At 59.9% G+C, this 24,500-nt stretch carries 23 protein-coding genes and 1 pseudogene; 3 read left to right on the top strand and 21 right to left on the bottom strand.

What is annotated here, in order from left to right; all coding sequences use genetic code 11:
• Positions 1–145: 145 nt before the first annotated feature.
• The 15 genes from H4J77_RS00240 to H4J77_RS00170 all read right to left on the bottom strand — a co-directional run bounded on the left by H4J77_RS00240 (position 146) and on the right by H4J77_RS00170 (position 15,030).
• Positions 146–388: a DUF2274 domain-containing protein gene (locus H4J77_RS00240; RefSeq protein ID WP_182246496.1), complete on the bottom strand. Its 243-nt coding sequence runs from the start codon at positions 386–388 to the stop codon at positions 146–148.
• Positions 385–1,671, bottom strand: coding sequence for a TrbI/VirB10 family protein (locus tag H4J77_RS00235; RefSeq protein ID WP_182246494.1), 1,287 nt, complete (start codon positions 1,669–1,671; stop codon positions 385–387). Before H4J77_RS00235 ends, H4J77_RS00240 begins: the two co-directional genes overlap by 4 nt.
• A 2-nt stretch (positions 1,672–1,673) precedes the next feature.
• Entirely contained in the window at positions 1,674–2,666 is a 993-nt protein-coding gene (gene trbG, locus H4J77_RS00230; protein ID WP_182246492.1) for a P-type conjugative transfer protein TrbG, read from the bottom strand.
• Positions 2,663–3,367, bottom strand: coding sequence for a conjugal transfer protein TrbF (trbF, locus tag H4J77_RS00225; RefSeq protein WP_182246490.1), 705 nt, complete (start codon positions 3,365–3,367; stop codon positions 2,663–2,665). The genes trbG and trbF overlap by 4 nt, the downstream gene beginning before the upstream one ends.
• Positions 3,368–3,385: 18 nt before the next feature.
• The gene (gene trbL, locus H4J77_RS00220; RefSeq protein WP_182246488.1) at positions 3,386–4,753 is read right to left on the bottom strand and encodes a P-type conjugative transfer protein TrbL; all 1,368 of its coding nucleotides are present in this window, start codon (positions 4,751–4,753) and stop codon (positions 3,386–3,388) included.
• Positions 4,754–4,765: 12 nt separating this feature from the next.
• Positions 4,766–5,509, bottom strand: coding sequence for a P-type conjugative transfer protein TrbJ (gene trbJ, locus H4J77_RS00215; RefSeq protein ID WP_182246486.1), 744 nt, complete (start codon positions 5,507–5,509; stop codon positions 4,766–4,768).
• 11 nt (positions 5,510–5,520) lie between these two features.
• On the bottom strand, positions 5,521–7,968 hold the full coding sequence (gene trbE / locus H4J77_RS00210; protein WP_182246484.1) for a conjugal transfer protein TrbE: 2,448 nt from the start codon (positions 7,966–7,968) through the stop codon (positions 5,521–5,523).
• A gap of 12 nt (positions 7,969–7,980) precedes the next feature.
• Positions 7,981–8,265 (bottom strand): VirB3 family type IV secretion system protein, encoded by a 285-nt coding sequence (locus tag H4J77_RS00205; protein WP_182246482.1) that lies wholly within the window; start codon positions 8,263–8,265, stop codon positions 7,981–7,983.
• The gene (locus tag H4J77_RS00200) at positions 8,262–8,609 is read right to left on the bottom strand and encodes a TrbC/VirB2 family protein (RefSeq protein ID WP_182246480.1); all 348 of its coding nucleotides are present in this window, start codon (positions 8,607–8,609) and stop codon (positions 8,262–8,264) included. The genes H4J77_RS00205 and H4J77_RS00200 overlap by 4 nt, the downstream gene beginning before the upstream one ends.
• 2 nt (positions 8,610–8,611) lie before the next feature.
• Positions 8,612–9,640: a P-type conjugative transfer ATPase TrbB gene (gene trbB / locus H4J77_RS00195; protein ID WP_182246477.1), complete on the bottom strand. Its 1,029-nt coding sequence runs from the start codon at positions 9,638–9,640 to the stop codon at positions 8,612–8,614.
• A complete protein-coding gene (locus H4J77_RS00190) occupies positions 9,637–10,101 on the bottom strand; it encodes a ribbon-helix-helix protein, CopG family (protein WP_182246475.1) in 465 nt (154 codons plus the stop codon). The genes trbB and H4J77_RS00190 overlap by 4 nt, the downstream gene beginning before the upstream one ends.
• Positions 10,098–12,104 (bottom strand): conjugal transfer protein TraG, encoded by a 2,007-nt coding sequence (locus H4J77_RS00185; protein WP_182246473.1) that lies wholly within the window; start codon positions 12,102–12,104, stop codon positions 10,098–10,100. Before H4J77_RS00185 ends, H4J77_RS00190 begins: the two co-directional genes overlap by 4 nt.
• A 235-nt stretch (positions 12,105–12,339) precedes the next feature.
• On the bottom strand, positions 12,340–12,618 hold the full coding sequence (locus H4J77_RS00180) for an EexN family lipoprotein (RefSeq protein ID WP_182246471.1): 279 nt from the start codon (positions 12,616–12,618) through the stop codon (positions 12,340–12,342).
• Positions 12,615–13,559 carry a LysR family transcriptional regulator gene (locus H4J77_RS00175; protein WP_182246469.1) on the bottom strand — a complete coding sequence of 315 codons (945 nt, stop codon included), beginning with the start codon at positions 13,557–13,559 and terminating at the stop codon, positions 12,615–12,617. Before H4J77_RS00175 ends, H4J77_RS00180 begins: the two co-directional genes overlap by 4 nt.
• Before the next feature lie 16 nt (positions 13,560–13,575).
• Positions 13,576–15,030: an MFS transporter gene (locus H4J77_RS00170; RefSeq protein ID WP_182246467.1), complete on the bottom strand. Its 1,455-nt coding sequence runs from the start codon at positions 15,028–15,030 to the stop codon at positions 13,576–13,578.
• A 98-nt stretch (positions 15,031–15,128) separates the two neighbouring features.
• Here H4J77_RS00170 and H4J77_RS00165 point away from each other — a divergent pair, with 98 nt between their 5' ends.
• Positions 15,129–15,923 carry a helix-turn-helix transcriptional regulator gene (locus H4J77_RS00165; RefSeq protein ID WP_182246465.1) on the top strand — a complete coding sequence of 265 codons (795 nt, stop codon included), beginning with the start codon at positions 15,129–15,131 and terminating at the stop codon, positions 15,921–15,923.
• Here the strand turns inward: H4J77_RS00165 and H4J77_RS00160 are convergent.
• The 3 genes and pseudogenes from H4J77_RS00160 to H4J77_RS00150 form a co-directional block, all read right to left on the bottom strand.
• Positions 15,920–16,111: pseudogene (locus H4J77_RS00160) on the bottom strand (DUF3363 domain-containing protein); the annotation flags it as partial. The gene H4J77_RS00165 and the pseudogene H4J77_RS00160 sit on opposite strands and share 4 nt — an antisense overlap.
• 19 nt (positions 16,112–16,130) lie before the next feature.
• A complete protein-coding gene (locus H4J77_RS00155; protein WP_182246463.1) occupies positions 16,131–17,072 on the bottom strand; it encodes a LysR family transcriptional regulator in 942 nt (313 codons plus the stop codon).
• Positions 17,073–17,078: 6 nt separating this feature from the next.
• A complete protein-coding gene (locus tag H4J77_RS00150) occupies positions 17,079–18,284 on the bottom strand; it encodes an MFS transporter (RefSeq protein WP_182246461.1) in 1,206 nt (401 codons plus the stop codon).
• Positions 18,285–18,437: 153 nt separating this feature from the next.
• Here H4J77_RS00150 and H4J77_RS00145 point away from each other — a divergent pair, with 153 nt between their 5' ends.
• A complete protein-coding gene (locus tag H4J77_RS00145; protein ID WP_182246459.1) occupies positions 18,438–19,325 on the top strand; it encodes a LysR substrate-binding domain-containing protein in 888 nt (295 codons plus the stop codon).
• A gap of 222 nt (positions 19,326–19,547) precedes the next feature.
• Here H4J77_RS00145 and H4J77_RS00140 read toward each other — a convergent pair whose 3' ends face one another.
• Together H4J77_RS00140 and H4J77_RS00135 are read right to left on the bottom strand one after the other, a co-directional pair.
• On the bottom strand, positions 19,548–20,489 hold the full coding sequence (locus H4J77_RS00140; RefSeq protein WP_182246457.1) for a LysR family transcriptional regulator: 942 nt from the start codon (positions 20,487–20,489) through the stop codon (positions 19,548–19,550).
• 55 nt (positions 20,490–20,544) lie between these two features.
• Positions 20,545–21,303 (bottom strand): SDR family oxidoreductase, encoded by a 759-nt coding sequence (locus H4J77_RS00135; protein ID WP_182246455.1) that lies wholly within the window; start codon positions 21,301–21,303, stop codon positions 20,545–20,547.
• A 148-nt stretch (positions 21,304–21,451) separates the two neighbouring features.
• On the opposite strand from H4J77_RS00135, the gene H4J77_RS00130 reads away from it, so the two are divergent.
• Positions 21,452–22,345 (top strand): LysR family transcriptional regulator, encoded by an 894-nt coding sequence (locus H4J77_RS00130; RefSeq protein WP_182246453.1) that lies wholly within the window; start codon positions 21,452–21,454, stop codon positions 22,343–22,345.
• A 19-nt stretch (positions 22,346–22,364) separates the two neighbouring features.
• On the opposite strand, the gene H4J77_RS00125 is transcribed toward H4J77_RS00130, so the two are convergent.
• On the bottom strand, positions 22,365–24,338 hold the full coding sequence (locus H4J77_RS00125; RefSeq protein WP_182246451.1) for a relaxase/mobilization nuclease and DUF3363 domain-containing protein: 1,974 nt from the start codon (positions 24,336–24,338) through the stop codon (positions 22,365–22,367).
• Positions 24,339–24,500 lie beyond the last annotated feature (162 nt).

The raw sequence follows: 24,500 nt of genomic DNA, 5'->3' as shown, positions 1-24,500 counted from the left end.
TACTGCCCCTTAGTTAGTCCATAATTCTGCTACCACATCTCAAATGAGCAAGTGGTAATGATACTTATTATTACCGTCTTAACTGGCCGCTATACCCACCCAAGGGGACCTGTTCACTCTTGACCATCACGGCCCATTTTAGATGTTATTCTGACAAATTGTTACCTTTCGGAGATGACGCCTTCCTGAACCCCCTATCCCGCGCCATAAATGCCTCCAGCATATACGGGATCAACGTCACGGCGTCGACTGCCTCTCCGTAGGTCTGGGCGTGCAGCGCGGCGTAGCGGTCAAGGTCAGCCTTCAGGCTTGCTGGGCAAACGAAAGTCAACTTGGTGGTCTGATTGCTGGGTAGCGGCCCCAGACGTAGTTTTCGAGTCGTTGTCATTCTGACACTCCCTGGTTGAAGAGCAATGGCTGGTAAGGGCGGAGCACCAAGTCGCGGTTGACGATGATGCGTACAGGCAGGCCAGGTCTACTGGTCAGTGTCGGCTGAATGTTGAGGTTGCGCCGGGTCATTTCCTGGCCCACCTGATTGATACTGTCTTGCGCACTGTCTCGGCCGGCGATGATGACACGGTCGCCATCCTGCCGGTTCTCAGGCGCGGCCAGCTCAGCGCCAACACCCAGCAGCGTTGTCAGCACGGCGCCGGCAAAGATCCGGTCCCAATGCCAATCGACGCCATCCTCTAAGCCGGCATAGCCAGCCGGGTCGGTACCGACCAGGTTGTCCAGCGTCAGCGAGGTTGTGTCGGGCAGGATGATGCGGTTCCAGATGACTTGAACCCGGCTCTGCCCATAGCTAACTTGGCTGTTGTAACGGCCCAAGATACGCGAGCCCTGCGGGATTAGCAGGTGTAGTCCGGTAGCCGTGTCGTAGATCGGCTCTGTGACTGTTGCAATCACATCGCCCGGTAGATCGGATTGGATGCCAGTCACCAGCGCTCCCGCAATTACCGTTCCAGCCATGACCTGATAAGGCGAGGCTGGTAATTGCAGATTCCCGGAATTACGGGTTTCAGTGGAACCGGATTGCAGGAATCCTTCTTTTTGGTCCTGACGATTCTGCACGGTAGTTGGATCGGTCAATTGTGCCGTCGTCGATGCTGGCCCGGCGATCAACGGATCAAAAGCCGCCAAGGTGTTTCTGTCTGGCCCAGCAGACGGCGACGGTGCTGCGGCAGTCGCGTTGGCTTGGTTTCGGTTGCCCCTCTGAAAGAATAGGGCCGAAGCCGCTGCGGCCTCTGCTTCCTCTCGTAGAGCATCGACAGGATCATGACCGCGTACCGAATAGCTGGCCATCGCTGGCTGTTGCGCGTTCACAATGGCCGGCCCCAGATCTCCCGGCAAAGGCGGTCCCAGTTCCGGTACGTCGGGGGGCAATGCCGGTGGCAATTTGGAATAGTCGGTGGGAAGTTGCTCCAGTTCTTCGGAGCGTGACACACGCTCGACATTGTACAGCTCCGTCTGCTCGCTACCCCTGCGCTGTGGCGGCTGCAATGACCAGAGTGTGGCCCCGAGCACAGCGACCGCCAAACCACCAGTAAGGATCGCCAATGTACGCCGGTTCAGGCGCGTAACCGGACGCGGCTGGGCACGTAAGGTCACTGTTTCCGGTGGCACCTTATCCGCCTGCGGCGCGGCCTGGTTGATAGTCTCGTCCTGGCTCATGCTCAGTTCCTCCGTGCCACGCCGTCAGTGCGTTCGATGCGCACCACCTCGCCTTTGTCTCCGCCCAAGCGCAGTTCGGCCGCGCCGAACAACCGATCGACGATGTAATACGGTGGGCGGAAGCGGTAGTTCACCAGTTTCCCATCCCCCTCGGCGCCGATCACGAATAGAGGCGGCAGTTCGCCTTGGGCAATGCCTGCCGGGAATTGGATATAGACCTTCCGGCCATCATCAAAAGCACGTACCGGCTTCCACGGCGGCTGACTGCCGCTAATCGCGTAACGAAAGCGTAGATGGTCCAGCGACAAGCCAGTATCCACGGGCGCGGCCACCTCAGCGGCCTGATTCCGACGCTGCAAGGCAAGCATTTGATCACGCGGGTAGTCCCAAGACACCGATGCCATCCACGCTTCTTTCGTCGAAGTCAGCTCCAACAGGTACGTCCGGCGATTGGTGGTGATGACCAAATTGGTTTTCAGATCCGAACGGATCGGTTTGACCAGCACGTTGACACGTAACTCGTTTCCGCTACCGCTAGACGTGTCACCCACGACCCAGCGCACGGTATCCCCAGCTGCCACCGTCACCAGTTCCTCACCCGGCTGGAGCGCAATCACCGTCACCCGTCCGACCGCCGCATAGACCTGGTACAGCGCGCCATCGGTGAAGGGCCAGACCTGGATGGCATTGACGTAGCCCTCGCGGGTTGGCGCCATTCGCGCTTCCTCATTGGCCGTGGACACACGCAGGGTTTCATCGGCAGCCTCTGACGTCGTCTCAGCCTCGTCGGTCTCCGGCAACGGCTTCAACTGCGCCGGCATCGGTAGTACCTCCGGCACCATCACGACCTCCACGGCCTTCGGTGCCTCGGGCAGTGGCTGAGCCTGTATGGCTTCATCGAGTGATATAGTCGGTGGTGGCTTGCCCTGCGTAGCGCAGCCCGACAGGACAAGCAGGGTCAATGGTAAGGCGTAAAAGGGGGAAGACGTTTTCATGGCCGAGCTCCTTCGGACGTGTCCAGTTCGCGGCTCCACGACAGACCATTGACGTAGATGCCCAGGGGATTTTTGCGCAGACGATTTTCGGTACGTGGAGGTTGCAGCACGATGGACACTACCGCTGTCCAGCGCTCCAACCCCGCGTCAGCACCATTGACGTAGCGGCGTTCCGTCCACCGCACGTTGAACGACGAATCACTGGCACGCACGACACTGGTGATCTGCACCGTCACTGACTCGCGACCGATACGGGCGAACGGATCATTGCTGCGGGCGTAGTCGTTGAGCACGGCAGCGCCCTTATCGGTGGTGTGGTCGTAGGCGTCGAGCCAGTTTTGCCGCACCACGATGGGATCGGTGGACAACGAGCGAACCAGCATGATGAAGCGTGCGATGTGGTGCGCCGTCTGCGCATCGTTAGGCCGGTAAGGCGTAGCGGCTTCACCCACGGCTCGCACTTGTCCGGCCTGATCCACCTCCACCACATAAGGCGTGACGATGGACTGCGCTGAACGCCACAACAGGCCACCGGCCATCAACAACGCAAGCACCAGGCAGCCGAAGGCCATTAATCGCCAGTTCTTCGCTTGCACGCGGGCGGAACCGATGCGCTCATCCCACACCTGGGCGGCGGATTGGTAAGGGGTGGCTGGTTGCGGCGATTCCGCATAGCGCACCCTGGGTCGTTTGAATCGCATGGGTGGTCTCCTTAAAGGTCAGGTATCGGAATCATTCAGGCTTGGACCGGAACCCGCACCGCCACCGTCGCCACTGCGCAATGTATGGGCGGTCGTCGTAGCGGCTTGGGTGATCTGCTGGCGGCGGTGCAAACGCCTAGCCCAGGCGGGTTGTTGTTGAGGTGGCGATGTCGCGCTCTGGCCCGCTCCAGCGGTGCCAGAGCCCACGCCATCATTGGTGGCCGAGCCGTTCCAGCCCGTGCGGAAGGGAGCGGCCATGCGTTGTCCAACAGAGGAAGCACGAGCCGCCGTGCCTCGCCCGGCCGCTTGAGCACCGGACTTGGCGACATGCCCAAGGCCTGCCGCCGCTCCCTTGAGGCCACCACCAGCTGCGGTCGAACCGGCCTGAAACGCCGACTGGGCACTGCCGACGGTCGAGGCAGCAGCACGCGCCCCCGTGCCGGCGAGCTTTGCGGCAGCCGGGGCCATGCGTGCCCCAGCCATCACCGCTCCACCCACCCCCGTTGCAGTGGCGCCAACGGCCACGGCGGTACCGGCAGCGCCAATAGCCGCGCCGGCCATTGCACCGGCACCCAATTGCGGTCCGCCGGAAATCAGCCCGGTGGCGATGCCCGGCCCGAAGATGCCCAACGCCAGCAAGGCGAGCGAAGCCAGCATGATGACCAATGCGTGATCGATCGACGGCTCGTCAGGATGTACTTGGAACTCGGCGAAAAGCCCCGTGCCGATACCGACGATCACGGCCAGTACCAGCACCTTGACGCCGGAAGACACCACGTTGCCCAGCACCTTTTCGGCAAGGAAGCTAGTCTTGTTCCACAAGGCGAACGGCACCAGCACGAAGCCCGCCAAGGTGGTCAGCTTGAACTCAATGAGTGTGATGAAGAGCTGCACCGCCAGTATGAAAAAGCAGACGATGACCACCAACCAAGCGAGGAACATCACCGCGATAGGAGTGAGGTTCACAAACACTTCCGGGAAACCCGACATCTCGCTGATCTGTTCCAGAATCGGGGTGCCGGCGTCAATACCGGTCTTGGCCAGCTGGCCCGGCTGCAAGAAGTGCTCCATGCTCACGGTCGAGCCACTGGCCGTCAGGCCTAAGCCGGCAAAGGAGCGGAAGACGATACTGGCCAGCCAATTGAAGTTGCCGATGATGTAGGCGAAGGCCCCGACGTAAAGCACCTTGCGCAGCAGTTTGGCGATCACGTCCTCGCCCTGGCCTGTGGCATGGCTCATCGCCCAGTAAAGACCGGCGATGGTCATGTCGATAGCGATCAGTGTGGCGGTCAGAAACGCCACCTCACCCTGCAACAGCCCGAACCCCGAGTCGATGTAGGTGGCGAAGGTGTTGAGGAAACGATCGATGACCGTCACGTCGTTCATAGCCCAGCCTCATCAGTTGCCGTAGAAATCCACACGCTGTGGCGTGTAGGGCGTGCCGTTGCCCAGGAAGCGGCGTGTCACCTCGCGACCACGTTCAGTCGCGGCGGCTTGGCGTGCCAGTTCCAGAGCTGCCGCCCTTTCCTGGGTAATTTGAAGTTGCTGGGCCTGAATCGACTGCTTGGCCTGCAAGGCCAGAAGCTGGTTCGTCGCCTGCATGGCTTTCAAGGCGCCTTCTGCCGACTGGCTCTGACTCACCAGGTCGGCCAGTACGTGTTCGTCCTGTGTCAGGTTCTGCGATACCTGGGCTTGCATCCGCATAGCGGTGTGCAACCCGTCGAGTGTGTACTTCCAGCGTTCCTGCGCATCCTGGTACATCTGGTCGCCGCTGACGGTAGTGGCGTACGCTTCCGGATACAGCCGTGCGAACTCGCGGTCGAGGTTATGCACGTCATAGGCCAGACCCTGCGCCTCAGCGATCAGGCGCTCGGTGGTGGCCAGCGTTGAGCGCAGCCGATTGATTGTATTGAAATCCAGACCTGCAAGATTGCGTGCCTGGTTCCTCAGCATTTGCGCCTCGTTCTGAAGCTGGTTGATCTGGTTATTGATCTGCTCCAGTGTGCGGATCGCGGTCAGCGTGTTCTGCACGAAGTTAGAAGGGTCGAATACAGTGAATGCGGACGCGGACTGCACGGTCATCAGCGACACCGACAGAACGGCTGCCAGCGACAAGGACAACAAGCGGGGTTTAGTCTTCATAAAGGAGTCTCCTAGGGTTCGATATTGGGATTGAAAGCGGTCGCGGGCGGAAGGTCAGTAAACGAAGGCAACAGGTCGGCGCCCCAATCGAGACCACGATGGCGCAGCCAAGCGCCGGCGAAACCTGGTGCACCTGTATTCCCCAGTACGCGGTCGATGTCACGCTGATCCTGCGGCGCAGAGGCGCCCGCAAACGCCAGCGCAATTGGCCCCAGGTCGAGATCAAACAGACGATTTCCCAAGCGCGACTGGTAGTAGTAGTCTCGCTTTGGTTCGGCGGTAGCAACGATCTCAATTTGCCGATTGTTAAGGCCAAAGCCCTCATAGATGGTGCGAATCTGCGGCTCGGTGGCCTGTGGGTTCGGCAGGAAAATGCGGCTGGCGCAGCTTTCGATGATGGCCGGGGCGATACTGGAGTCTTTGATATCGGCCAGTGACTGCGTGGCAAAGATGACACTGACATTCTTCTTGCGCAGCGTCTTAAGCCATTGGCGGATACGCGCCGCGAACACTGGGTCATCGAGGAACAGCCAGGATTCATCGAGAATCAGCAGCGAAGGAGCGCCGTCAAAGCGTTCGTCAAAGCGCGCGAACAGATAGCCCAGCACGGCCAGTACCGCCGCCTTGCTGTGCATCAGCTCCTCCATCTCGAAGCCCTGCACGTCGGCGCTACCTAGCCGGTCATGATCGGCATCCAAAAGCTTGCCGTGGGCACCGCCGAGCACATAGGGCGCGACCGCCTGGCGCAGCGCGTTGGATTGCAGCAAGACGGAAAGCCCGGTCATGGTGCGTTGCTCCGGTGGCGCCCCGGCGAGACTGCTCAGTGCTGACCAGATGGCAGCCTTCTCCTCGGGGCCAACGGAGACGCCTTCGTGCAGCAGGCGGCCCTCCACCCATTCCGCCGCCCAGGTGCGGTAACCCTCAGCATCGATTCGAGCCAACGGCTGAAAGGCAATGCTGCCATCGGCACCCAGATCGTAGTGCTCGCCTCCCAGGCCCAAGATGGTGGCGCGCATGGAGCGCCCCATATCGAAAGAGAAAATTCGTGCACCGGCGTAACGGCGGAACTGCATCGCCAGCATGGCCAGCAACACAGACTTACCCATACCGGTCGGCCCCACGACCAGGGTATGCCCCACATCACCAATGTGTGTCACTAGCCGAAACGGCGTGGCACCATCGGTGCGGGTGACAATCAGCGGCGGGCCGTCCAGATGTTGGTTCCTCTCCGGTCCAGCCCATACCGCCGACACAGGCATCAAGTGCGCCAAGTTCAGTGTGGAAACAATGGGCTGACGCACATTCGCATAGGCATTACCAGGGATAGAGGACAGCCAGGCATCGACAGCATTAAGTGTTTCAGGAATGGTGACGAACCCGCGCCCCTGGATGACGCGCTCCACCATGCGCTGTTTCTCATCAGCTACACCAGCATCGGTGTCCATCACGGTGACAGTGGCTGTTAGGTAGCCGAAAGCAACTTGATCGCTGCCCAGCTCCTGCAAGGCCGCATCAGCATCCGCCGCCTTGTTGTTGGCGTCGGTATCCACCAGCGGTGACTCTTGCTGAAAGATGGTTTCGCGCAACAGCGCCAACACGTTCTTGCGTTTAGCGAACCACTGACGCCGCAGGCGGCCGAGCTCCTTTTCCGCCTCAGCTTTGTCGAGGCACAGAAAGCGCGTACTCCACCGATAGGCGAAGCCAAGCCGGTTCAGATCATCCAGAATCCCCGGCCAGGTTGAGGTCGGGAAACCGCGCACCGAGACCACGCGCAGGTGGTGATCGCCTAGCGTGGGCGCGAGGCCGCCAACTAGCGGGCAGTCCGCGAGTAGCGCATCAAGATGAAACGGTACCTCGGGCACGCCTATCTCGTAATTACGCGTCGAGACAGTCGCGTGCAAGTAGGTCAGCATTTGACTGTCATCCAGCCAGGCGATTTCGGGCATCACGCCATCGAGCAGATCAAACACGCGACCGGTTTCCGCCACGAAGGCTTCCAGTCGGCCATGCCAATCTACACCCTCTCCGGGTGCGTTCTCGTACAGCATTTTGGCCGCGCGGGCGTGGGATTCCTCCTGCGGTAAGAAGGTCAACGTCAGGTGATAGCTGCTCTCGAAGTGTTGGCTCGACTCTTCAAAAGCAGCGCGACGCTCCTCATCCACCAGCCAGGACAGTGCCTCGGGAAAATCTGAGTGTGGATAGCTCGCCGCAAGCTCACGTTCGGCTTCGATGAACAGCGCCCAGCCTGACCCCAATCGGCGCAGTGCGTTGTTGAGCCGCGCCGTAGTGGCGATCATCTCCCCCTGCGTGGCACTGTCCAAGTCCGGTCCACGAAAGCGCGCCGTTCTCTGGAACGAACCATCCTTGTTGAGCACGACCCCCGGCGCGACCAGTCCTGCCCAAGGTAACCAGTCGGCCAACAGTGCGGGGCGCTGGCGGTATTCGGTGAGGTTCAGCATCGCGACATCTCCCTACACGTCCAGCAACGGCTTGTGCTTGATATGCCGGGCAAAGACCTGCATGAACTGCGCGTCGACCCGCGCTCCCCAAACCGCCAGTGAATGACCAACGATCCATAGCACCACGCCAGGAATCCATAATTGCAGGCCCAATCCGACAGCGGCAGCCAGGGTGCCGTTGGCAATAGCGACCGTGCGCGGCGCACCGCCCAGAAAAATCGGCTCGGTCAGCGAGCGATGCAGCGGAATCTCGAAGCCGGGCGCGAACGCCAAGCCCCCCTCATTGGCGGCGCTCATACCACGGCCCCGCCGGAAAAGCTGAAGAAGGACAAGAAGAACGAGGACGCAGCGAAGGCAATAGAAAGCCCAAATACGATCTGGACCAGCTTGCGGAAGCCGCCTGACGTGTCGCCGAAGGCCAGCGCCAGGCCCGTAGCGATAATGATGATTACCGCGACAATGCGTGCCACCGGCCCCTGGATGGATTCGAGGATCGCTTGTAGCGGGCCTTCCCAGGGCATGCTGGAACCGGCAGCTTGCGCTGTGCTAACCAGCAAGAGCATCAGCACGGTCAGCAGCAACCCTCGCCAGACGGAGCGGAAAAGCGGATATAAATGAAAACGGGCAAGGTTGTGTGTCATGGTTATTCTCCAATGGGACAGGGGGACGGGGTTGAATCAGATGGCAGTGGCAATTCGGGCAAGGCTGTGTCCAGTGCGTCCACCAGGCGGTAGCCAGCAGGGTCGAGGCCCATCACCCGGGCAATGTCCGTGATGCGGCGCTTGCGGCCACGCCCGGCGATATGAATAACGACATTGACTGCCTCGGCAATCAGCGGGCGCGGTGGATTCACCGCGACTTCGAGAATCAATTGCTCCAGTCGCAAAAGAGCTCCCAGGGCGGAACCGGCATGAATGGTGGCAATACCACCGGGGTGACCCGTGCCCCAGACCTTGATGAGATCCAGCGCCTCACCACCACGTACCTCACCGACAATCACGCGATCAGGACGCAGTCTCATGGTGGCGCGCACCAGTTCGCCCATGGTTACGACGCCGGCAAGGGTGCGCAGCGGTACGTGGTCATGGGCAGCGCATTGCAGCTCGATGGTGTCTTCGAGCACCAGCACCCGGTCGCCGGTGGTAGCAATTTCCGCGAGCAAGGCGTTGGCCAATGTGGTTTTGCCGGTGCTGGTACCGCCGGCGATAAGGATGTTCTGCCGTTCGCGCACCGCACCGCACAGGAAGTCGGCCTGCTGCGCCGTCATCATCCCGGCGGAGACATAGCGTTCCAGCGGAATCACACCCACAGCGCGCTTGCGCAGGGCGAAGGCCGGTCCCGGCGCAGCCGGCGGCAAGATGCCCTCAAAGCGCTCGCCCGTCTCCGGTAACTCGGCAGTTAGCAATGGTTGTCCACGATGCACTTCTGCGCCAACGTGTGCAGCTACCAGCCGGATGATGCGTTCGCCATCGGTTTCAGACAGCTCCACTCCCAGCGGGGCACGGCCGGAGGACAAACGATCCACCCACAGCGTGCGGTCGGGATTGAGCATGACTTCAATCACGTCCGGATCTTCCAGCGCCGCAGCGATCACCGGCCCCATGGCTGTGCGCAGCATCTGGATACGCCGATCCAGCGCAACTGCAGCGGAAGTCTGTGGAACGGAGCTCATGAGGTATGCTCCCGCGCCTCGGCCGTTGCTGCCGTCTCGTCCATGCGCATCGGGTCAGGATGAAGCTCCTCCACCACGTCACGCACCAAGCTGCGGCCACGCAGTAGGTGGCGGCCGAGTTGTTCGACGAACTGCTCGAAACGCGCCTTGCCCTGGGCGCGGGCCGCATCCTGGTGCGCTTCTGGCACCGGCGTGCTGACTGTCAGGAAGTAGCGCACGAACAGCGCCAGCGTCTCGATCTCGATGTTCTGGTCGCGTTCCAACTTCTCGAACTGGCGTGACAGGCGATCCAGCCGCTTGGCGATGGCAGCTTCGCGCTGGTCGGCCGCATCCGGTGACAGCCAGGACGCCAAGGCGGCCGCGACAATGCTGGATTTCGAGACGCCTTTCTTGGCGGCCAATTCGTCCAGTCGCTTGGCGTGCTCGGGCTGGATAAAGAGATTCAATCGGTATCGACTCATAGCTCAATTCCATCATCAGGGTTGAGGGACGTCAGACGCGCGACGCGCTGCATGGCAGGGTCGAGCTGGCCGGGAAGTACCGCCACCGGCTCGTCGTCATCGAGCAATGCCAGATCGCTGGCCGCGTGTTCCGGCTCAGGGCTGTAAGCGACTGTCTCGGATAGTTCGGGTTGGCGGCGTGGGCCACCGTCATCGGTCGTGGCGGTATTCTTCATTTCCTCGACAGGCGTCTCCGCCGGTGGCGCCGACACGGCTGGCATCACCAACCCGCTCCAGTCGTCGGGTCGAGACGGGGGCGCATCCATGTAATGCTCCGCCGCGATTACAGGCGTCGGCAGCACGCGCTGCTTGAAATTGGCATCAAGGTAGTAACGCAGTTTCTTAGCTTTGATCGGCGCCACGCTGGAAACCATCACCACGGCTTCATCGGATGGAAGCTGCATCACCTCGCCAGGCGTCAGCAGCGGCCGTGCCGTTTCCTGACGCGACACCATCAGGTGCCCGAGCCAAGGCGCGAGCCGGTGGCCCGCGTAGTTGCGCTGCGCGCGCAGTTCGGTGGCGGTGCCCAACGTCTCGGAAATGCGCTTGGCGGTACGCTCGTCGTTGGTGGCAAACGTCACTCGCACATGGCAGTTGTCCAGAATCGAATGGTTCTGCCCGTAGGCTTTGTCGATCTGGTTCAGGCTTTGTGCGATGAGGAAGCTGCGGATGCCGTAGCCGGCCATAAAAGCCAGCGCAGTCTCGAAGAAATCGAGCCGGCCAAGCGCCGGGAACTCATCGAGCATCAGCAACAGCTTGTGGCGGCGCTCGATTCCATCGGAACCATCAAGCGATTCCGTGAGCCGTCGCCCGATCTGGTTTAGGATCAGCCGGATAAGAGGTTTAGTCCGACTGATGTCCGATGGCGGTACCACCAGGTACAGCGAAACAGGGTGCTCGGCCGCAATAAGATCAGCGATGCGCCAGTCACAGCGTGACGTGACTTCCGTCACCGTGGGGTCACGGTACAACCCCAGGAAGGACATAGCGGTGGAGAGCACACCCGAACGCTCATTGTCTGCCTTGTTGAGAACTTCCCGCGCGGCAGAAGCCACCACTGGATGCGGCGTATCGCCCATGTGCTTCGTCGTCATCATTCGGTGCAGGGCCAGCTCGAACGGGCACGCCGGATCGGACAGGAAATTGGCGACACCGCGCAGCGTTTTGTCTTCGCCTGCATAAAGCACATGCAGGATGGCACCCACCAGCAGCGCATGACTGGTTTTTTCCCAGTGATTGCGACGCTCTAGCGCGCCTTCGGGATCAACCAGAATGTCGGCGATGTTTTGCACGTCGCGCACTTCATGCGCGCCACGCCGTACTTCCAGCAACGGGTTGTAGCCGGCCGAGTTCGCATCGGTGGGATTGAACAGTAGGCAGTGTGAGAAGCGCGAACGCCAGCCGGCAGTGAGCTGCCAGTTCTCACCTTTGATGTCGTGGATAACCACAGAGGCGGGCCAAGACAGTAGCGTTGGGACGACAAGACCAACACCCTTGCCGGAGCGCGTCGGTGCGAAGGCCAGTACATGTTCCGGACCTTCATGGCGCAGGTATTGGTCGTTGTGCAGCCCGAGAAAAACACCCACCGGATCGGACAGTTTGGCCTTATGGATGTCGGAGGCGCTGGCCCAGCGTGCTGACCCATAGGTGGTGACCCGCTTGGATTGCCGAGAACGCCATACCGACATGGTGATGGCAACGACGACGGCCATCAGGCCACTGCCACCGGCAATCGCTCCACCGGTGTCAAAAACTTCCGGCGCGTAAGCGCCAAAGAAGAACCACCATTCGAACAATTTCCAAGGGGGATAAACCGGTGTGCCGAAGAGATCAAACCAAGGCAAACCGAGGCGTAGCTGATAGCCCAGAGCGGCGGCAGTCCATTGTGTGGCTCCCCACACACCGGCGATCACGATGCCGAAAACGGCAGCGATCTGCCCAAACAGAACGCCCTGAGCTTGCATTGGCTGGCCTCCAGTATTCCCGCGTTAATTCTTCGGTCAATCACGACACGAGAATGTGCCGCATAACGCGAGGATCAGTGCCAGACCAGTGCCGGTCAAAGACCGTTATCGAAAGCTATGTGATGCAAAAAGCATCGTTTCATGCAGAAGGATGGGCCGTAGAAACAAGGCAAGCGTGGGCGTGCTGCGGCGTGTCAGCAAAGAAAAGCGGAATTTCTATATGAGTGGCGGACAATCAGAATGCCGGCGAGTCTTCCGGCGGCGTATAGGGGGTATCACCATCACCGTAGAATCGCTTGCGCGTGGCCTCAGCCACCCGGTTACACAATACGTCGCCCAGCGTTGGCCGGTCGGTCTTGCACTGCTGACGCAGTTCCTTCATTCGGTCAGGGTCGGCAGCCAACTCGTCCACGCTGGGTACGTTAGCGGCGGCAGTTGCTTCCTGATTAGGTGGCTTCGATGGGTTGCAGGCAGTCAGCATTGCTATCAGCAATACAGGGACAACTCGTTTCATGGCTCAACCTCCTCTTCGGGATCAGGTTCAATTGGGCGAACAGGTCTTGTGGCGTCTGGGGACTCGATGGCATGCACCCGCTCGACGAAACGGGACAGAACCTCAGACGCCTCCGCTTCCCGGTGCAGCAAATAGGTTGTCAGCATCGGCGAACGCCCCGACAGTGGCCGGGCGACCACGCCCGACTCACGGCTGGCACTGATGTGTGCCGCGCCCGCCAGCCCCAAAGCAAACCCGGCCGACACCAGCACCATCATCAAGTCACACGAAGCCACTCGCTCCGCAATCATGGGTTCTTGCTCGACCCGTCGCAGGACACGATCAATCTGGCGCGCCTGGCCTTCACAGACCTGCGGGTCGCACAGCACCAAGGGGTGACGCAGCACTTCTTCCAGTGGAATGCACTTGTGGGTCAATAAGGGATGCCGGGCCGGTACTGCCACCATGAGCGGATCGCGCCACACCGCCTCAACCGTGATGTCATCACCCACCTCATCGGACTGCGCGAATCCCACGTCGTATAGGTCGTCATGCAGCCCCTTGATCTGCTGTGACAGCGGCACCTCGAACAGGCGGATCTCGATCTCGGGTTCTTCCTGCCGACACAGTGCCAGCAAGGACGGCAGGCGCGACGGCGTGATGCCATCGGACAATGCGATACGCAACTGGCCGTGAAAACCGTTGGCGGCCGCCTTCACACTGTCGCGCGCCTGCTCCAGCGCAGTGAAGACACGAGGCACATGTTCCAGAAACAGTTTGCCTGCACGAGTCAGCCGCGTGCTGCGGCTAGTGCGCACAAACAACTGCTCACCCAGGTCCTCTTCCAACTCCTTAATAGTGCGCGACAGTGGCGACTGCTCGATATGTAGCTTTTCCGCTGCTCGGGCGAAGTGGAGTTCTTCGGCGACAGCCAGGAAGCAACGCAGGTGTCGAAACTCCATTGCTTGCCGCCCCTTATCAGTTCGTCGACCTCTGTGCCCTTGCCAGAATAAGCAACAAAAGACAAACCAGCAGCGCAGCTCCCAAGTTATAGAGCATTCCCGCGACAAAGGCCGAGGCGTATTGGCCCGCTTGCACTGCTGCACCATCTCCTGCAGCCAACGCTGTACTGAACAGAATGCCGACCACGGCTACACCCAGCGCCGCACCAATCTGCTGAACGGTAGAAATCACACCCGATGCCATACCGGCCTGGTTCTCTTTGACAAAGCCCAGCACCAAATTCAGTAGCGGCGTCATGATCAAGCCTTGACCGGCTCCGACCACGATTAGCATGGGAATCAGCCGTACCGGCGCCAGCTCCGCGCCAGCCTTCTGGACCTGCGTAATCAGCAGTCCGATGGAAACTGCATAGACCAACGCGCCTGCGACGATAGCGCGCGTTCCCCATCGTGCCACCAGCCGGGGTGCGGTTAGTGATGCCAGGACGAAGCCCACGCTGCATGGCGCGAAGATGCTGCCCGCGACGAAGGGGTCAAGCCCAAACCCGGTCTGCACCAGCAAGGCAAAGGATAAAAAGAATGAGCTGGATGTGGAATAGACCAGCAGCACCAACAATGCGCCCAGCGCAAAGCGGCGTTGCCTCATCAATTGCATATCCACTAACGGAAGACGGCCAGCTATCCGCTGCCGCTCCTGATACCAGTAGAACGTTGCCATCAGCGCTGCAGCGCCGCCTAGACTCCACAGACTCCAGGCAGGCCAACCTTGCCCAGGCCCCTCAATCAGCGGCACCAGCAAGAGCGTCAGTCCACTACTGACCAGTATCACTCCAATCCAATCCAATGCTGGGCGCTGCTCGGCTCTGGACTCGGGAATGCAGCACGCCGCTCTGATCGCGAACAGCCCGATAGGTACGTTGATGAGGAAGATCGTACGCCAGCTCAGTCCGAATAAGTCGGCATGCACCAGCCACCCACCCAGTACCTGGCCGGCGATGGCGGCCAGGCCCAGCGTCATACCCAGCAAGCCAAAGGCGCGCCGACTATCGTCACCGTTGAAATTGACGCGAATGGAAGCATAGACCTGCGGGAACAGCAATGCAGCGGCTAGGCCCTGAAAGACGCGTGCAACGATCAAAAAATCTGCGCTGGGGGCCAACCCACACATCGCCGATGCCAACGTGAATCCCGCCATGCCAACGATGAATAATCGACGGCGCCCAAACAAATCCCCCAATCGCCCCCCCGTAATAAGCAGCACACCGAAAGCCAGTTCATAACCCGCGACGATAAAGCCGATCTGCGCAAAGCTCGCGCCCAAGCCTACTTGCATGCTGGGGATGGCCACATTGACCACGAACAGGTCAAAGATGGTGACGAAGCCAGCCAGTAACAGGATGGACAGACCCAGCCACGGGGCGCTTTTTGTAGGGATGGTACTCGTTGTGAGAAGGGATGAATCATCGCTCATATTGCATCTCCAAAGTCATAAAGTGATCATTCTCAAATCTTTTTTAAACGAGTACAATTTAACTATTTATACTATTACTAAAAGCAACGAGGTAAGCGATGCGCACCCTGAAACGAACGCGCGACGAACTCACGACTTTTTTGCGCGCACGTCGTGAGCGGCTATCGCCCACTGATGTAGGCCTCCCCAGTGGAGGACGTCGGCGTACGCCGGGGCTTCGCAGAGAGGAGGTAGCAGCACTCGCCGGTGTCGGGTTGACTTGGTACACATGGCTGGAGCAAGGCCGTGACATAGGCGTGTCAGCCACGTTCCTGGACAATTTGGCAAGGGTGCTGAAGCTAGATGCAGCAGAGCGCCGCCACCTGTTTCTGCTGGCCCACGAACGCCCGCCGGCCGAGCCAGGCAAGACGTGGTGCGTGCTGCCATCACTGGTGCGGCGCTTGATGCACGACTTGCCACACCCCGCCTTCGTGCTCAACCTGCGCTGGGACGTGCTGGGCTTCAATGCTCCAGCAGACGCGCTGTTCGGCTTTGGCAAGCACGCACCCGAGCGTCGCAACTTGCTCTGGCTGCTGTTTACCGATTCCGTCCTGCACGAGCGCGTAGACGCCTGGGAAGAACAAGCCCCGCTGATGCTGTCGAGCTTTCGCCGCGATTTCGCCCGCGCCACGCAGGAAGCCGATATTCATGAACTGGTGGACGAGTTGGAACGGGTGTCGCCGGAATTCAAGGCGTGGTGGCGAACGCACGATGTTCATGCGCCCTGCAACGGCGTGCGCGATCTTAGGCTGGATGGTGAGGTGGTTGAATTTGAACACACTTCATTGACCATCGACGCAGAACGCCATCTACGCTTGGTGGTTTATGCGAAATGTGAGAAAACAGTATCCTAGGCGATGGTTGGTCCTCGCTGCCGCCCAATCTTCCACGATACGCCGCCGGCGCGCACCGTCGCGACGATCTGTTGCCCCAGTCGCTGCTCGTTCACCGGCTTCCAGGGCTCGAGACTGAATCCCATGCCATCATCAAGCATCGCATAGCGTCCGTTAGTGAGCATGCCGATGCCCCAGTAAATGCCGGTAGCGATGGGACGATCTACTTCATAGTTCGACTTCCTCCTGATCAACTTCGGGCGGCGGTACTAGCCTGACGCCCTCGGGCGGTTCGATAGCCTGTGCCCGCTCAATGAACCGGGCCAGTACTCCCGACGTCTCCGCTTCCCGATGCAGTAAATAAGTCGTCAGCATCGGCGAACGGCCCGCCAATGGCCGAGCGACCACACCAGGTTCGCGGCTGGAAGCGATGTGCGGCGCGCCCGCCAGGCCGAGAGCAAAGCCTGCCGATACCAGCGCCATCATCAGGTCCCAGGAGGCCACACGCTCGGCGATCAAGGGTTCTTGCTCCGCACGCCGCAACACCCGCTCGACCTGGCGTGCATGGCCCTCGCATACCTTGGGATCGCATAGCACCAGTGGGTAGCGCAGCACTTCATCGAGAGGAATGCACTTGTGGGTCAATAAGGGATGCCGGGGCGGTACTGCCACCATGAGCGGATCGCGCCACACCGCCTCAACCGTGATGTCATCACCCACCTCATCGGACTGCGCGAATCCCACGTCGTATAGGTCGTCATGCAGCCCCTTGATCTGCTGCGACAGCGGCACTTCAAACAGTCGTATTTCGACTTCCGGTTCTTCCTGTCGGCACAGTGCCAACAACGTCGGCAGACGCGATGGTGTGATGCCGTCGGATAGCGCGATACGCAATTGGCCATGAAAGCCGTTTGCAGCAGCTTTAACGCTGTCTCGGGCTTGCTGCAAAGCGGTGAAAACGCGTGGCACATGCCCCAAGAACAATTTACCGGCCCGCGTCAGTCGCGTGCTGCGGCTGGTACGGACGAACAGCTGTTCGCCCAGATCTTCCTCCAGCTCCTTGATAGTGCGCGACAGAGGTGATTGCTCAATGTGCAGTTTCTCCGCCGCACGAGCGAAGTGGAGTTCTTCAGCTACGGCCAGGAAGCAGCGCAAATGTCGAAGCTCCATCCTGTCTTACTCTTGCACAGCAGAAAAACCGTGATGCCTAGCCGCCCACACGACGATCAGCGTTGCCGCCAGCAGCACCATTAGGGCAGGCGAGAATGCGGCCACGCCGAGGCGGTCCAGCAAAATGCCGCCGATAATGCCACCACCTGCGATCGCCATGTTCCAGGCTGTGACCAGCATCGACTGCGCAACGTCGGCCGCATCTCCTGCTGTTTTGACGATGGCGGTCTGAAACAGTGTCGCTGCACCGCCGAAGGCCAAGCCCCATGCGGCAACCGCCGTATACACCACGCCAGGCGTATCGCCCGCCACCCCGAGTGCCAGCGCGGCCAGGCCGAACACGAACGTACTGGTAAGCGTCAGCACACGCAGGTGGCGGTCGATCAGCACGCCGATGATCCAGATGCCCAGCAATGATGCGATGCCGAACACTAGTAGCACCAGATCCGTTCGTTCTGCCATGCCGGCCGTCGTCAGGAACGGCGCGATGTAGGTATAGAGAATGTTGTGAGCCAGTACGAAGGCCAGCACCACAAAAAGTACTGAGCGCATTCCCGGTAAGGAGAACACATGCCTCAGCGTAAACCGCTTTCCGGCCGCTTGCCCAGCGAAGTCTGGCACCTTGACTCGGACCCAGATCATGAGCACCAGCGCCAGTAGGCTCATGATGCCAAAGCACATCCGCCAGCCCACCAGATTGCCAAGAAATGTACCCGCAGGAACGCCGAGCGACAGCGCCAACGGTGTTCCCACCATAGCAATCGCGATGGCCCGGCCTTTTTGGTGTTCGGGCACCATGCGCGCGGCATAGCCTGCCAGCAGTGCCCAAAGTAGTCCGGCCGACACACCCCCCAAGAAGCGAGCGACCATGGTTAGGGCATAGCTGCTGGAAAATGTCGTGACAGTGTTGGCGATGACAAAGCCGGCAAGAGCTGCCAGCAACAGCGGTCGGCGTCGAAAACCCTGCGTGGCGGCCGTTAAAGGAATCGCGGCCATCAGTGAGCCGATGGCATAGAGGGTGACAAACTGCCCGGCCAGCGCCTCGGAGATTCCCAGGCCAGCGCTGATTTGCGGCAGCAAACCCGCCGGTAAGGCTTCAGTGAGGATGGTGACGAAACCTGCTAGCGCTAGTGCCAGCAGCGATGCGATAGGAAGGCGTGCTACACGTTGATCCGTGTCACTGCCAAGCGCCGTTGTTGTCGAACTTGTCATAGTTTTGCCCTTTCGAGTACCAATCACGCCCACAAATGGCACGGAATCGGCACGAATTGAATTTAGTTAGCCATGTTAAAGAGGTTTCCAATACAGGACAATAATGCTAATGTTCTAAACATAACGGACAAATATTCGTAAATAGGTTCAACGATGGAATCGCTCAACGGCATCGCGTTCTTCGTGCAAGCGGCGGAAACCCGCAGCTTCTCCCAGGCTGGGCGTATCCTCGGCGTGTCCTCGTCGGCGGTGGGCAAGAGCGTGTCCCGGTTGGAGGAGCGATTGGGGGTGCGCCTGCTTCATCGCAGCACGCGTAGTATTACCCTGACCAACGAAGGCGCACTGTTTCTGGAGCGCTGTCGACGCATCCTGTGTGAAATTGAAGCGGCTGAGCTGGAACTGTCCGAAACCCAGCAAGCGCCACGGGGTCGTCTGCGTATCAGCCTGCCCCTGGTCGGCATGCTGGTCATGCCCGCGCTGACCGCCTTTATGCGACGTTATCCCGACATCGAACTGGACGTGGATTTCTCGGATCGCTTAGTGAACGTGATCGAGGAGGGCTTCGATGTGGTGATGCGCACCGGAGAACCCACCGACTCGCGTTTGATGGCCCGTCAGGTCGGCAGCTATCGGCTACAACTGGTCGCCTCCCCCGGCTACCTGGCAGACCACGGAACGCCCAAGGTTCCTGAAGATCTCGCCGATCACGCCTGCGTGCAGCACAAGTTTCCCTCCACGGGAAAGCTCGAGCCGTGGCCCTTGAAGCGCGCCGAGGGAGCGCCGGAATGTGAGGTGCCGGCCAGCATGACGTGCAACACATCTGCCGCCTTGATGGACGTGGCCTTGGCGGGTCTTGGTATCGCATGCTTGCCAGACTTTATGGTGCGACAGGCCATTGGGCGGGGAGAGTTGGTTTCGGTACTGGAGGCGCATGTCGAACACCAGGGCTCATTCCGGCTACTGTGGCCGTCGAGCAAACATCTGGCGCCGAAGCTGCGTGTCTTTATCGACTTCATGGTCGATACACTGTTCAAACAATGACGGGTAGAGGGCAAGGTACACCCATGCGTTGAAGACGTTGGCGCCTAATACACGCAGCCAAGACCACTACCTGGGAACTGGAAACCGCCGAGTTACAGATCAGCTAACCGATAGGGAGACCACGTTGCTGCCCGGCCACCCGCTCCCACGATACCGAGCTGAACCCAATACCATCATTGAGCAACGCGCTTCCTTCCGCCACTGGTAATGGGACGACCTCTTTCATAGTTCGGCTTCCTCCTGATCAGATTCGGCCGGTGGCACTAGCCTGACGCCCTCGGGCGATTCAATAGCCTGTACCCGCTCAATGAACCGGGCGAGTACTCCCGACGTCTCCGCTTCCCGATGCAGTAAATAAGTCGTCAGGATCGGCGAACAGCCCGCCAGTGGCCGAGCGACCACACCAGATTCGCGGCTGGAAGCGATGTGCGGCGCGCCCGCCAGGCCCAGAGCAAAGCCGGCCGACACCAGCGCCATCATCAGGTCGCAGGAGGCCACGCGCTCGGCGATCAAGGGTTCTTGCTCCGCACGCCGCAACACCCGCTCGACCTGGCGTGCATGGCCTTCGCAGGCATTGGGATCGCATAGCACCAGTGGATAGCGCAGCACTTCATCGAGAGGGATGCGTTTATGTATCAGCAATGGATGCCGGGCCGGCACTGCCACCATGAGCGGATCACGCCACACCGCCTTAACCGTGATGCCGTCACCCACTTCATCGGATTGGGCGAATCCCACGTCATACAGGTCGTCCTGCAACCCTTTGAGTTGCTGCGACAGAGGCACCTCAAACAAGCGCAGCTCGACTTCGGGTTCCTCCTGCCGAGACTGTGCCAGCAAGGTCGGCAGACGCGACGGTGTAATGCCGTCGGATAGTGCGATACGCAATTGGCCATGAAAGCCATTAGCGGCAGCCTTCACGCTGTCGCGCGCCTGTTCCAAGGCAGTGAAGATGCGCGGCACATGCTCCCAGAACAATTTACCGGCCCGTGTCAATCGGGTGCTGCGGCTGGTACGGACGAACAGCTGTTCGCCCAGGTCTTCCTCCAGTTCCTTGATGGTGCGAGACAGTGGCGATTGCTCAATGTGCAATCGCTCTGCTGCACGGGCGAAGTGCAGTTCTTCGGCTACGGCTAGGAAGCAGCGAAGATGACGCAGTTCCATCACGCCATCTCATCATAGAGAGACGTACTCCGAGATAGCCACATCATAGGGCGCCCTAATGTGCGAAGAAATGCATTCCGCCATCGACAGGAATGACTGCGCCAGTGATGTAACGAGCCAATGGCGAAGCAAGAAATGCCACCAGATGGCCGATGTCTTCCGGCTCACCGAAATATCCGATGGGAATGTTGCGGAAGATGAATTCCTGTCTGCTCTTATCAGTTGGATGCAGTCTGTTCAACACTTGGTTGCTGTTGATCCGACCTGGTGCAATCGTGTTGATCGTGATTCCCTCGTCGGCTACGTCGCAAGACAGTCCTTTGGCCCAAAGGTGCAAGGCGGCTTTCGCTGCCGTCGCGGCATTTAGCGATCGAGGCTCCATTGAGCCGCTGAGGTTGATGACGCGGCCCCAGTGGCGAGCACGCATTTCTGGAAGGATGGCTTGCGTCAGACGCCGCGCGGCAGAGAAGTTGAGAGCAAACGCCTCGTCCCAATGGTCATCGGAAGCGGATGGTTCTGTCGGACGTGAGGCGCCTGCGCAGTTGACCAAGATGTCAATATGACCGAGAGCCGTCGCGGATTCAGCGGCAATGCGCGCGACATCGGTAGGTTCTGTAATATCACCGCTCACGACGATCGGAGCTTGTCCAATGGACGCAGCGATTTGGGAAGCAGTCTGTTCCAACTCATTGTCCCGACGTGCAGTAATTGCTACGCGCGCTCCCTCGCTGGCCAGAATACGTGCAACACCGACGCCTATGCCGCTGCTCGCGCCGGTGATTAGTGCTGTACGCCCCTTTAGATGTAATTCCACGTTGTCCTCCTATGAGAGTGAGAGTCCGTCCAGGGAAGGAGGCTAGAAGCCATGCGGCCTCCCGCCAGGACTGCTCCAAGCATTTTATTCAATACCATAATTTGATAAACTGCATATAACTTTATAGATATTAAACCTAGAGTTTTTAATGGGCTTGTTGGACAGCATGAAGGTGTATGTGCTGACGGTGGAGAAAGGCAGCCTGAGTGCGGCCGCTGCCACGTTGGACATCTCCGCGACTATGGCAGGCAAGCATCTGCGCTCATTGGAATCGCGATTGGGAATGCAATTGCTGAACCGAACGACTCGACGGCAGCATCTGACGGCATTCGGCGAGGACTACTACACCCGATGCAAAGAGATTCTGCGCTTGGTAGCCGAGACCGATGCGCAGGCGCAGCATCAGCAGTTGGCGCCTGCCGGCAAGCTGCGAGTCACAGCCCCTGTCGCTTTCGGGACGCATGCATTGATTCCTGCCTTGTCGGTCTATATGGCTCTCTATCCCGAGGTCAGACTCGATGTGATCCTTTCGGACCGTGTGATGGACTTGGTCGAGGAAGGATTCGAGGTTGCCATTCGCATTGGCACGCTGCCGAAGAACGCGCCTCTGGTCGCAAAGCCACTTACGCCATACAGGCTGATGATGTGCGCTTCACCAGACTACTTGGCCCACCGGGGTATACCGGAAACAGTAGAAGACTTGAGACATCACGATTGCCTGTCGTTTAGCCCACCGGCATTGTCCTATTGGTTGGGTAGCAGCAAAGAAGAGCCTCGCCGATCAGTATCTGGACGAATTCAAGTGAACAACGGTCAAGCACTTCGCATCGCCGCACTGCATGGTATGGGCATCGTTCTGCAATCCACCATCTTGCTGGAGGCTGATGTTAAAGCTGGGCGTTTAGTTCAACTCTTCCCAGAGCAAGGTCTGCCAAGTCGTCCCATGAACATCGTCTATCTACCCGATCGGTATCATTCTGCCAAGCTACGCAGCTTTGTAAAGTTTCTCACGGAACACTTCCCACCCGTAGCCAGAAGTTAATTCCTCGTCATCGCGCAAGTCAGCTTATGGAGTGGTTGCGCTGCCTTCCAATCTCCCACGACACCCCACCACCGCGCACTGTCGCAGCAACCTGCTGCCCCAATCGCTGCTCGATGACCGGTTTCCAAGGCACCAGACTGAACCCCATGCCGTCATCGAGCATGGCATAGCGCCCGCTGGCGAGCATGACGCTGCGCCGGTAAATGCCGGTCACGCGCTGTCCGTCGGCCACTGGGCGATGCTCCAGCCCCGTTTCGGCGGCAATGTCCTTGGCAGCTCGCGCCAGTTCACGATTGCGCAGCGTTCCCAGCAGGTTGCGCGCCAGAATTACGCGCTGGCCGCGTCGATGGGCCAGCCCCTGTTCTTCGAGGAAGTCGGCTCGTTCCTGCAACGCTTCCTTCACCTCTCCACCAAAACCTATGTCACTGAATCCTCGACCACCGCCGATTAGTTGCTGATCAAGCCAAGTAGCGCCGATCACGCGCGCCTGACGTTCGATGGGCAGGTGCGATTTCAGCTCCACCGCCACACCGCCCAGACACTGAGTATCATACTGACGCCCACGCTCAGGCAGGTCGCCCGGCACCTTCCATAGCCCCTCGGCCACGCGTTCTACAATGCCCACACGACGTAGCGCTTCCAGTCGACGAACATGGGCCGCGACAACTTCTTGCGGGTCGCGCCCAACCTTGGCTCGGCCTTGTTCGATGACCAGGTGATGGTCTGTGCGGTACAGGCCATCGCTTGCCAGTTCCGCGATGTTGCGATCGGCCGCACGTAGCTCAGCAGAACCGCGCACTTCCACCAAGGCGCCGGTGGGATAGTTCGTCAACTCGTCACGGGCGTTGAGTGAAACGTAATGGGCCTTGCCATCCACGCCATCAATCACCAAATACCCCCGGTCGTGCAGTTCATCGGCGAGCCCCTTACCAGCCACACGCCCGGTGACACTGCGCCCGCTTTCACCCGGTTCAAAGACGGCCAGTTCTCGTGACAGTCCGCTTATGGACCGTTGCAGGGTGCGGATGATATCGCCACGTTCACCCAGGGCACGCAATGTCTTCTCAGCATCGGCGTGAATGTCCCAGTTACCGGGCTGCACCTCGTCTGCCAAGCCCAGACGCTGCAGGTGTTGTAAGCGGCCAATGAGCAGTTGTCTCTGGCGTTGCATCGTCGGGTCGATAAAGCGTTCGATCTGCACCCGGCGGTCATCGCCAGCCTCTCGTTGAAGCTTGCGATCCAGGCTCGTCCACCGCTCCTGTTCCACCTCGCGCCGCAAGGTCTGTTGGATCTCCAGTTCCGTACGCCGCCCCAGCCATTCCGTCGCCAGTTCCGCGGCGCGATGGCGGATACCATGGGCGATGTAGTCGCTGGCGATGATGAGGTCTTTGCCAGTGTCGTCACGCCCACGCACAACCAGATGCGTGTGTGGGTTGTCGGTGTTCCAGTGATTCACTGCCACCCAATCCAGCTGCGTGCCCAGATCAGCTTCCATCCGGCTCATCAGGTGACGTGTGTAAGTGCGTAGATCGCCTAGCTCGGCTCCATCCTCGGGCGAGAGGATGAAACGGAAATGGTGCCGGTCGCCCTGACAGCGTTCCTTGAAAGCATCGAGATCGGCCTCGTCAATCTGCGGCCCATAGGCTCGGCCTGGCTCACCATTACGCCCCGCGCCGTCGCGCTCGATATAGCGCAGGTGCTTCCCCATCGACTGCGGGCTGGCCCGGCGCTGATTGACCAACAGGGTTTTGATAGTGACACGGCGCGAGAACGGCGTCAGTGAGGAGCCCGTAAAGCGTGCGGCGGTATGGCCACGCCCCAAACATGAGCCGGGCCGCTGGCCAGCGCTAACCGCCGATGTCTGACGGCGTGCCGAGGATTTGCCACCACTGGCTTTGCCTGTCTGCTTGAGCACTTTGGAAACAAAGCCCTGTCCCCGGTGCTTTGGCGCATTGGGGCGGATACGAAAATCATCATCGTGGTGGTCACTCATGGCTGAGTCTCTAGAAAGCTGTGGCGTGTTCCGTCGCGTAAAGCACACGGATAAATCAACATCAGTGCGGGTTTCGCGCTCCACGCGGCACCGTGGCAACGCCGCGATGTGCCGCGCCACCCACACGTGCAGACTGACTTTGCGGACGGCCAGGTGCCGCCC

It is taken from the genome of Pseudomonas sp. 5Ae-yellow (assembly GCF_014077575.1).
Taxonomy (GTDB): domain Bacteria; phylum Pseudomonadota; class Gammaproteobacteria; order Pseudomonadales; family Pseudomonadaceae; genus Halopseudomonas; species Halopseudomonas neustonica.
This window is presented reverse-complemented; position numbering and strand designations above follow the sequence as displayed.

Coding starts and splice junctions, on each gene's coding strand:
- H4J77_RS00170 (WP_182246467.1), bottom strand. CDS start 15,030: ATGAGCGATGATTCATCCCTTCTCACAACGAGTACCATCCCTACAAAA.
- H4J77_RS00140 (WP_182246457.1), bottom strand. CDS start 20,489: ATGGAACTGCGTCATCTTCGCTGCTTCCTAGCCGTAGCCGAAGAACTG.
- H4J77_RS00165 (WP_182246465.1), top strand. CDS start 15,129: ATGCGCACCCTGAAACGAACGCGCGACGAACTCACGACTTTTTTGCGC.
- H4J77_RS00155 (WP_182246463.1), bottom strand. CDS start 17,072: ATGGAGCTTCGACATTTGCGCTGCTTCCTGGCCGTAGCTGAAGAACTC.
- H4J77_RS00145 (WP_182246459.1), top strand. CDS start 18,438: ATGGAATCGCTCAACGGCATCGCGTTCTTCGTGCAAGCGGCGGAAACC.
- trbB (WP_182246477.1), bottom strand. CDS start 9,640: ATGAGCTCCGTTCCACAGACTTCCGCTGCAGTTGCGCTGGATCGGCGT.
- trbG (WP_182246492.1), bottom strand. CDS start 2,666: ATGAAAACGTCTTCCCCCTTTTACGCCTTACCATTGACCCTGCTTGTC.
- H4J77_RS00200 (WP_182246480.1), bottom strand. CDS start 8,609: ATGACACACAACCTTGCCCGTTTTCATTTATATCCGCTTTTCCGCTCC.
- trbL (WP_182246488.1), bottom strand. CDS start 4,753: ATGAACGACGTGACGGTCATCGATCGTTTCCTCAACACCTTCGCCACC.
- H4J77_RS00235 (WP_182246494.1), bottom strand. CDS start 1,671: ATGAGCCAGGACGAGACTATCAACCAGGCCGCGCCGCAGGCGGATAAG.
- H4J77_RS00190 (WP_182246475.1), bottom strand. CDS start 10,101: ATGAGTCGATACCGATTGAATCTCTTTATCCAGCCCGAGCACGCCAAG.
- H4J77_RS00130 (WP_182246453.1), top strand. CDS start 21,452: ATGGGCTTGTTGGACAGCATGAAGGTGTATGTGCTGACGGTGGAGAAA.
- trbF (WP_182246490.1), bottom strand. CDS start 3,367: ATGCGATTCAAACGACCCAGGGTGCGCTATGCGGAATCGCCGCAACCA.
- H4J77_RS00150 (WP_182246461.1), bottom strand. CDS start 18,284: ATGACAAGTTCGACAACAACGGCGCTTGGCAGTGACACGGATCAACGT.
- H4J77_RS00125 (WP_182246451.1), bottom strand. CDS start 24,338: ATGAGTGACCACCACGATGATGATTTTCGTATCCGCCCCAATGCGCCA.
- H4J77_RS00205 (WP_182246482.1), bottom strand. CDS start 8,265: ATGAGCGCCGCCAATGAGGGGGGCTTGGCGTTCGCGCCCGGCTTCGAG.
- trbJ (WP_182246486.1), bottom strand. CDS start 5,509: ATGAAGACTAAACCCCGCTTGTTGTCCTTGTCGCTGGCAGCCGTTCTG.
- H4J77_RS00240 (WP_182246496.1), bottom strand. CDS start 388: ATGACAACGACTCGAAAACTACGTCTGGGGCCGCTACCCAGCAATCAG.
- H4J77_RS00175 (WP_182246469.1), bottom strand. CDS start 13,559: ATGGAGTTTCGACACCTGCGTTGCTTCCTGGCTGTCGCCGAAGAACTC.
- H4J77_RS00185 (WP_182246473.1), bottom strand. CDS start 12,104: ATGCAAGCTCAGGGCGTTCTGTTTGGGCAGATCGCTGCCGTTTTCGGC.
- trbE (WP_182246484.1), bottom strand. CDS start 7,968: ATGCTGAACCTCACCGAATACCGCCAGCGCCCCGCACTGTTGGCCGAC.
- H4J77_RS00180 (WP_182246471.1), bottom strand. CDS start 12,618: ATGAAACGAGTTGTCCCTGTATTGCTGATAGCAATGCTGACTGCCTGC.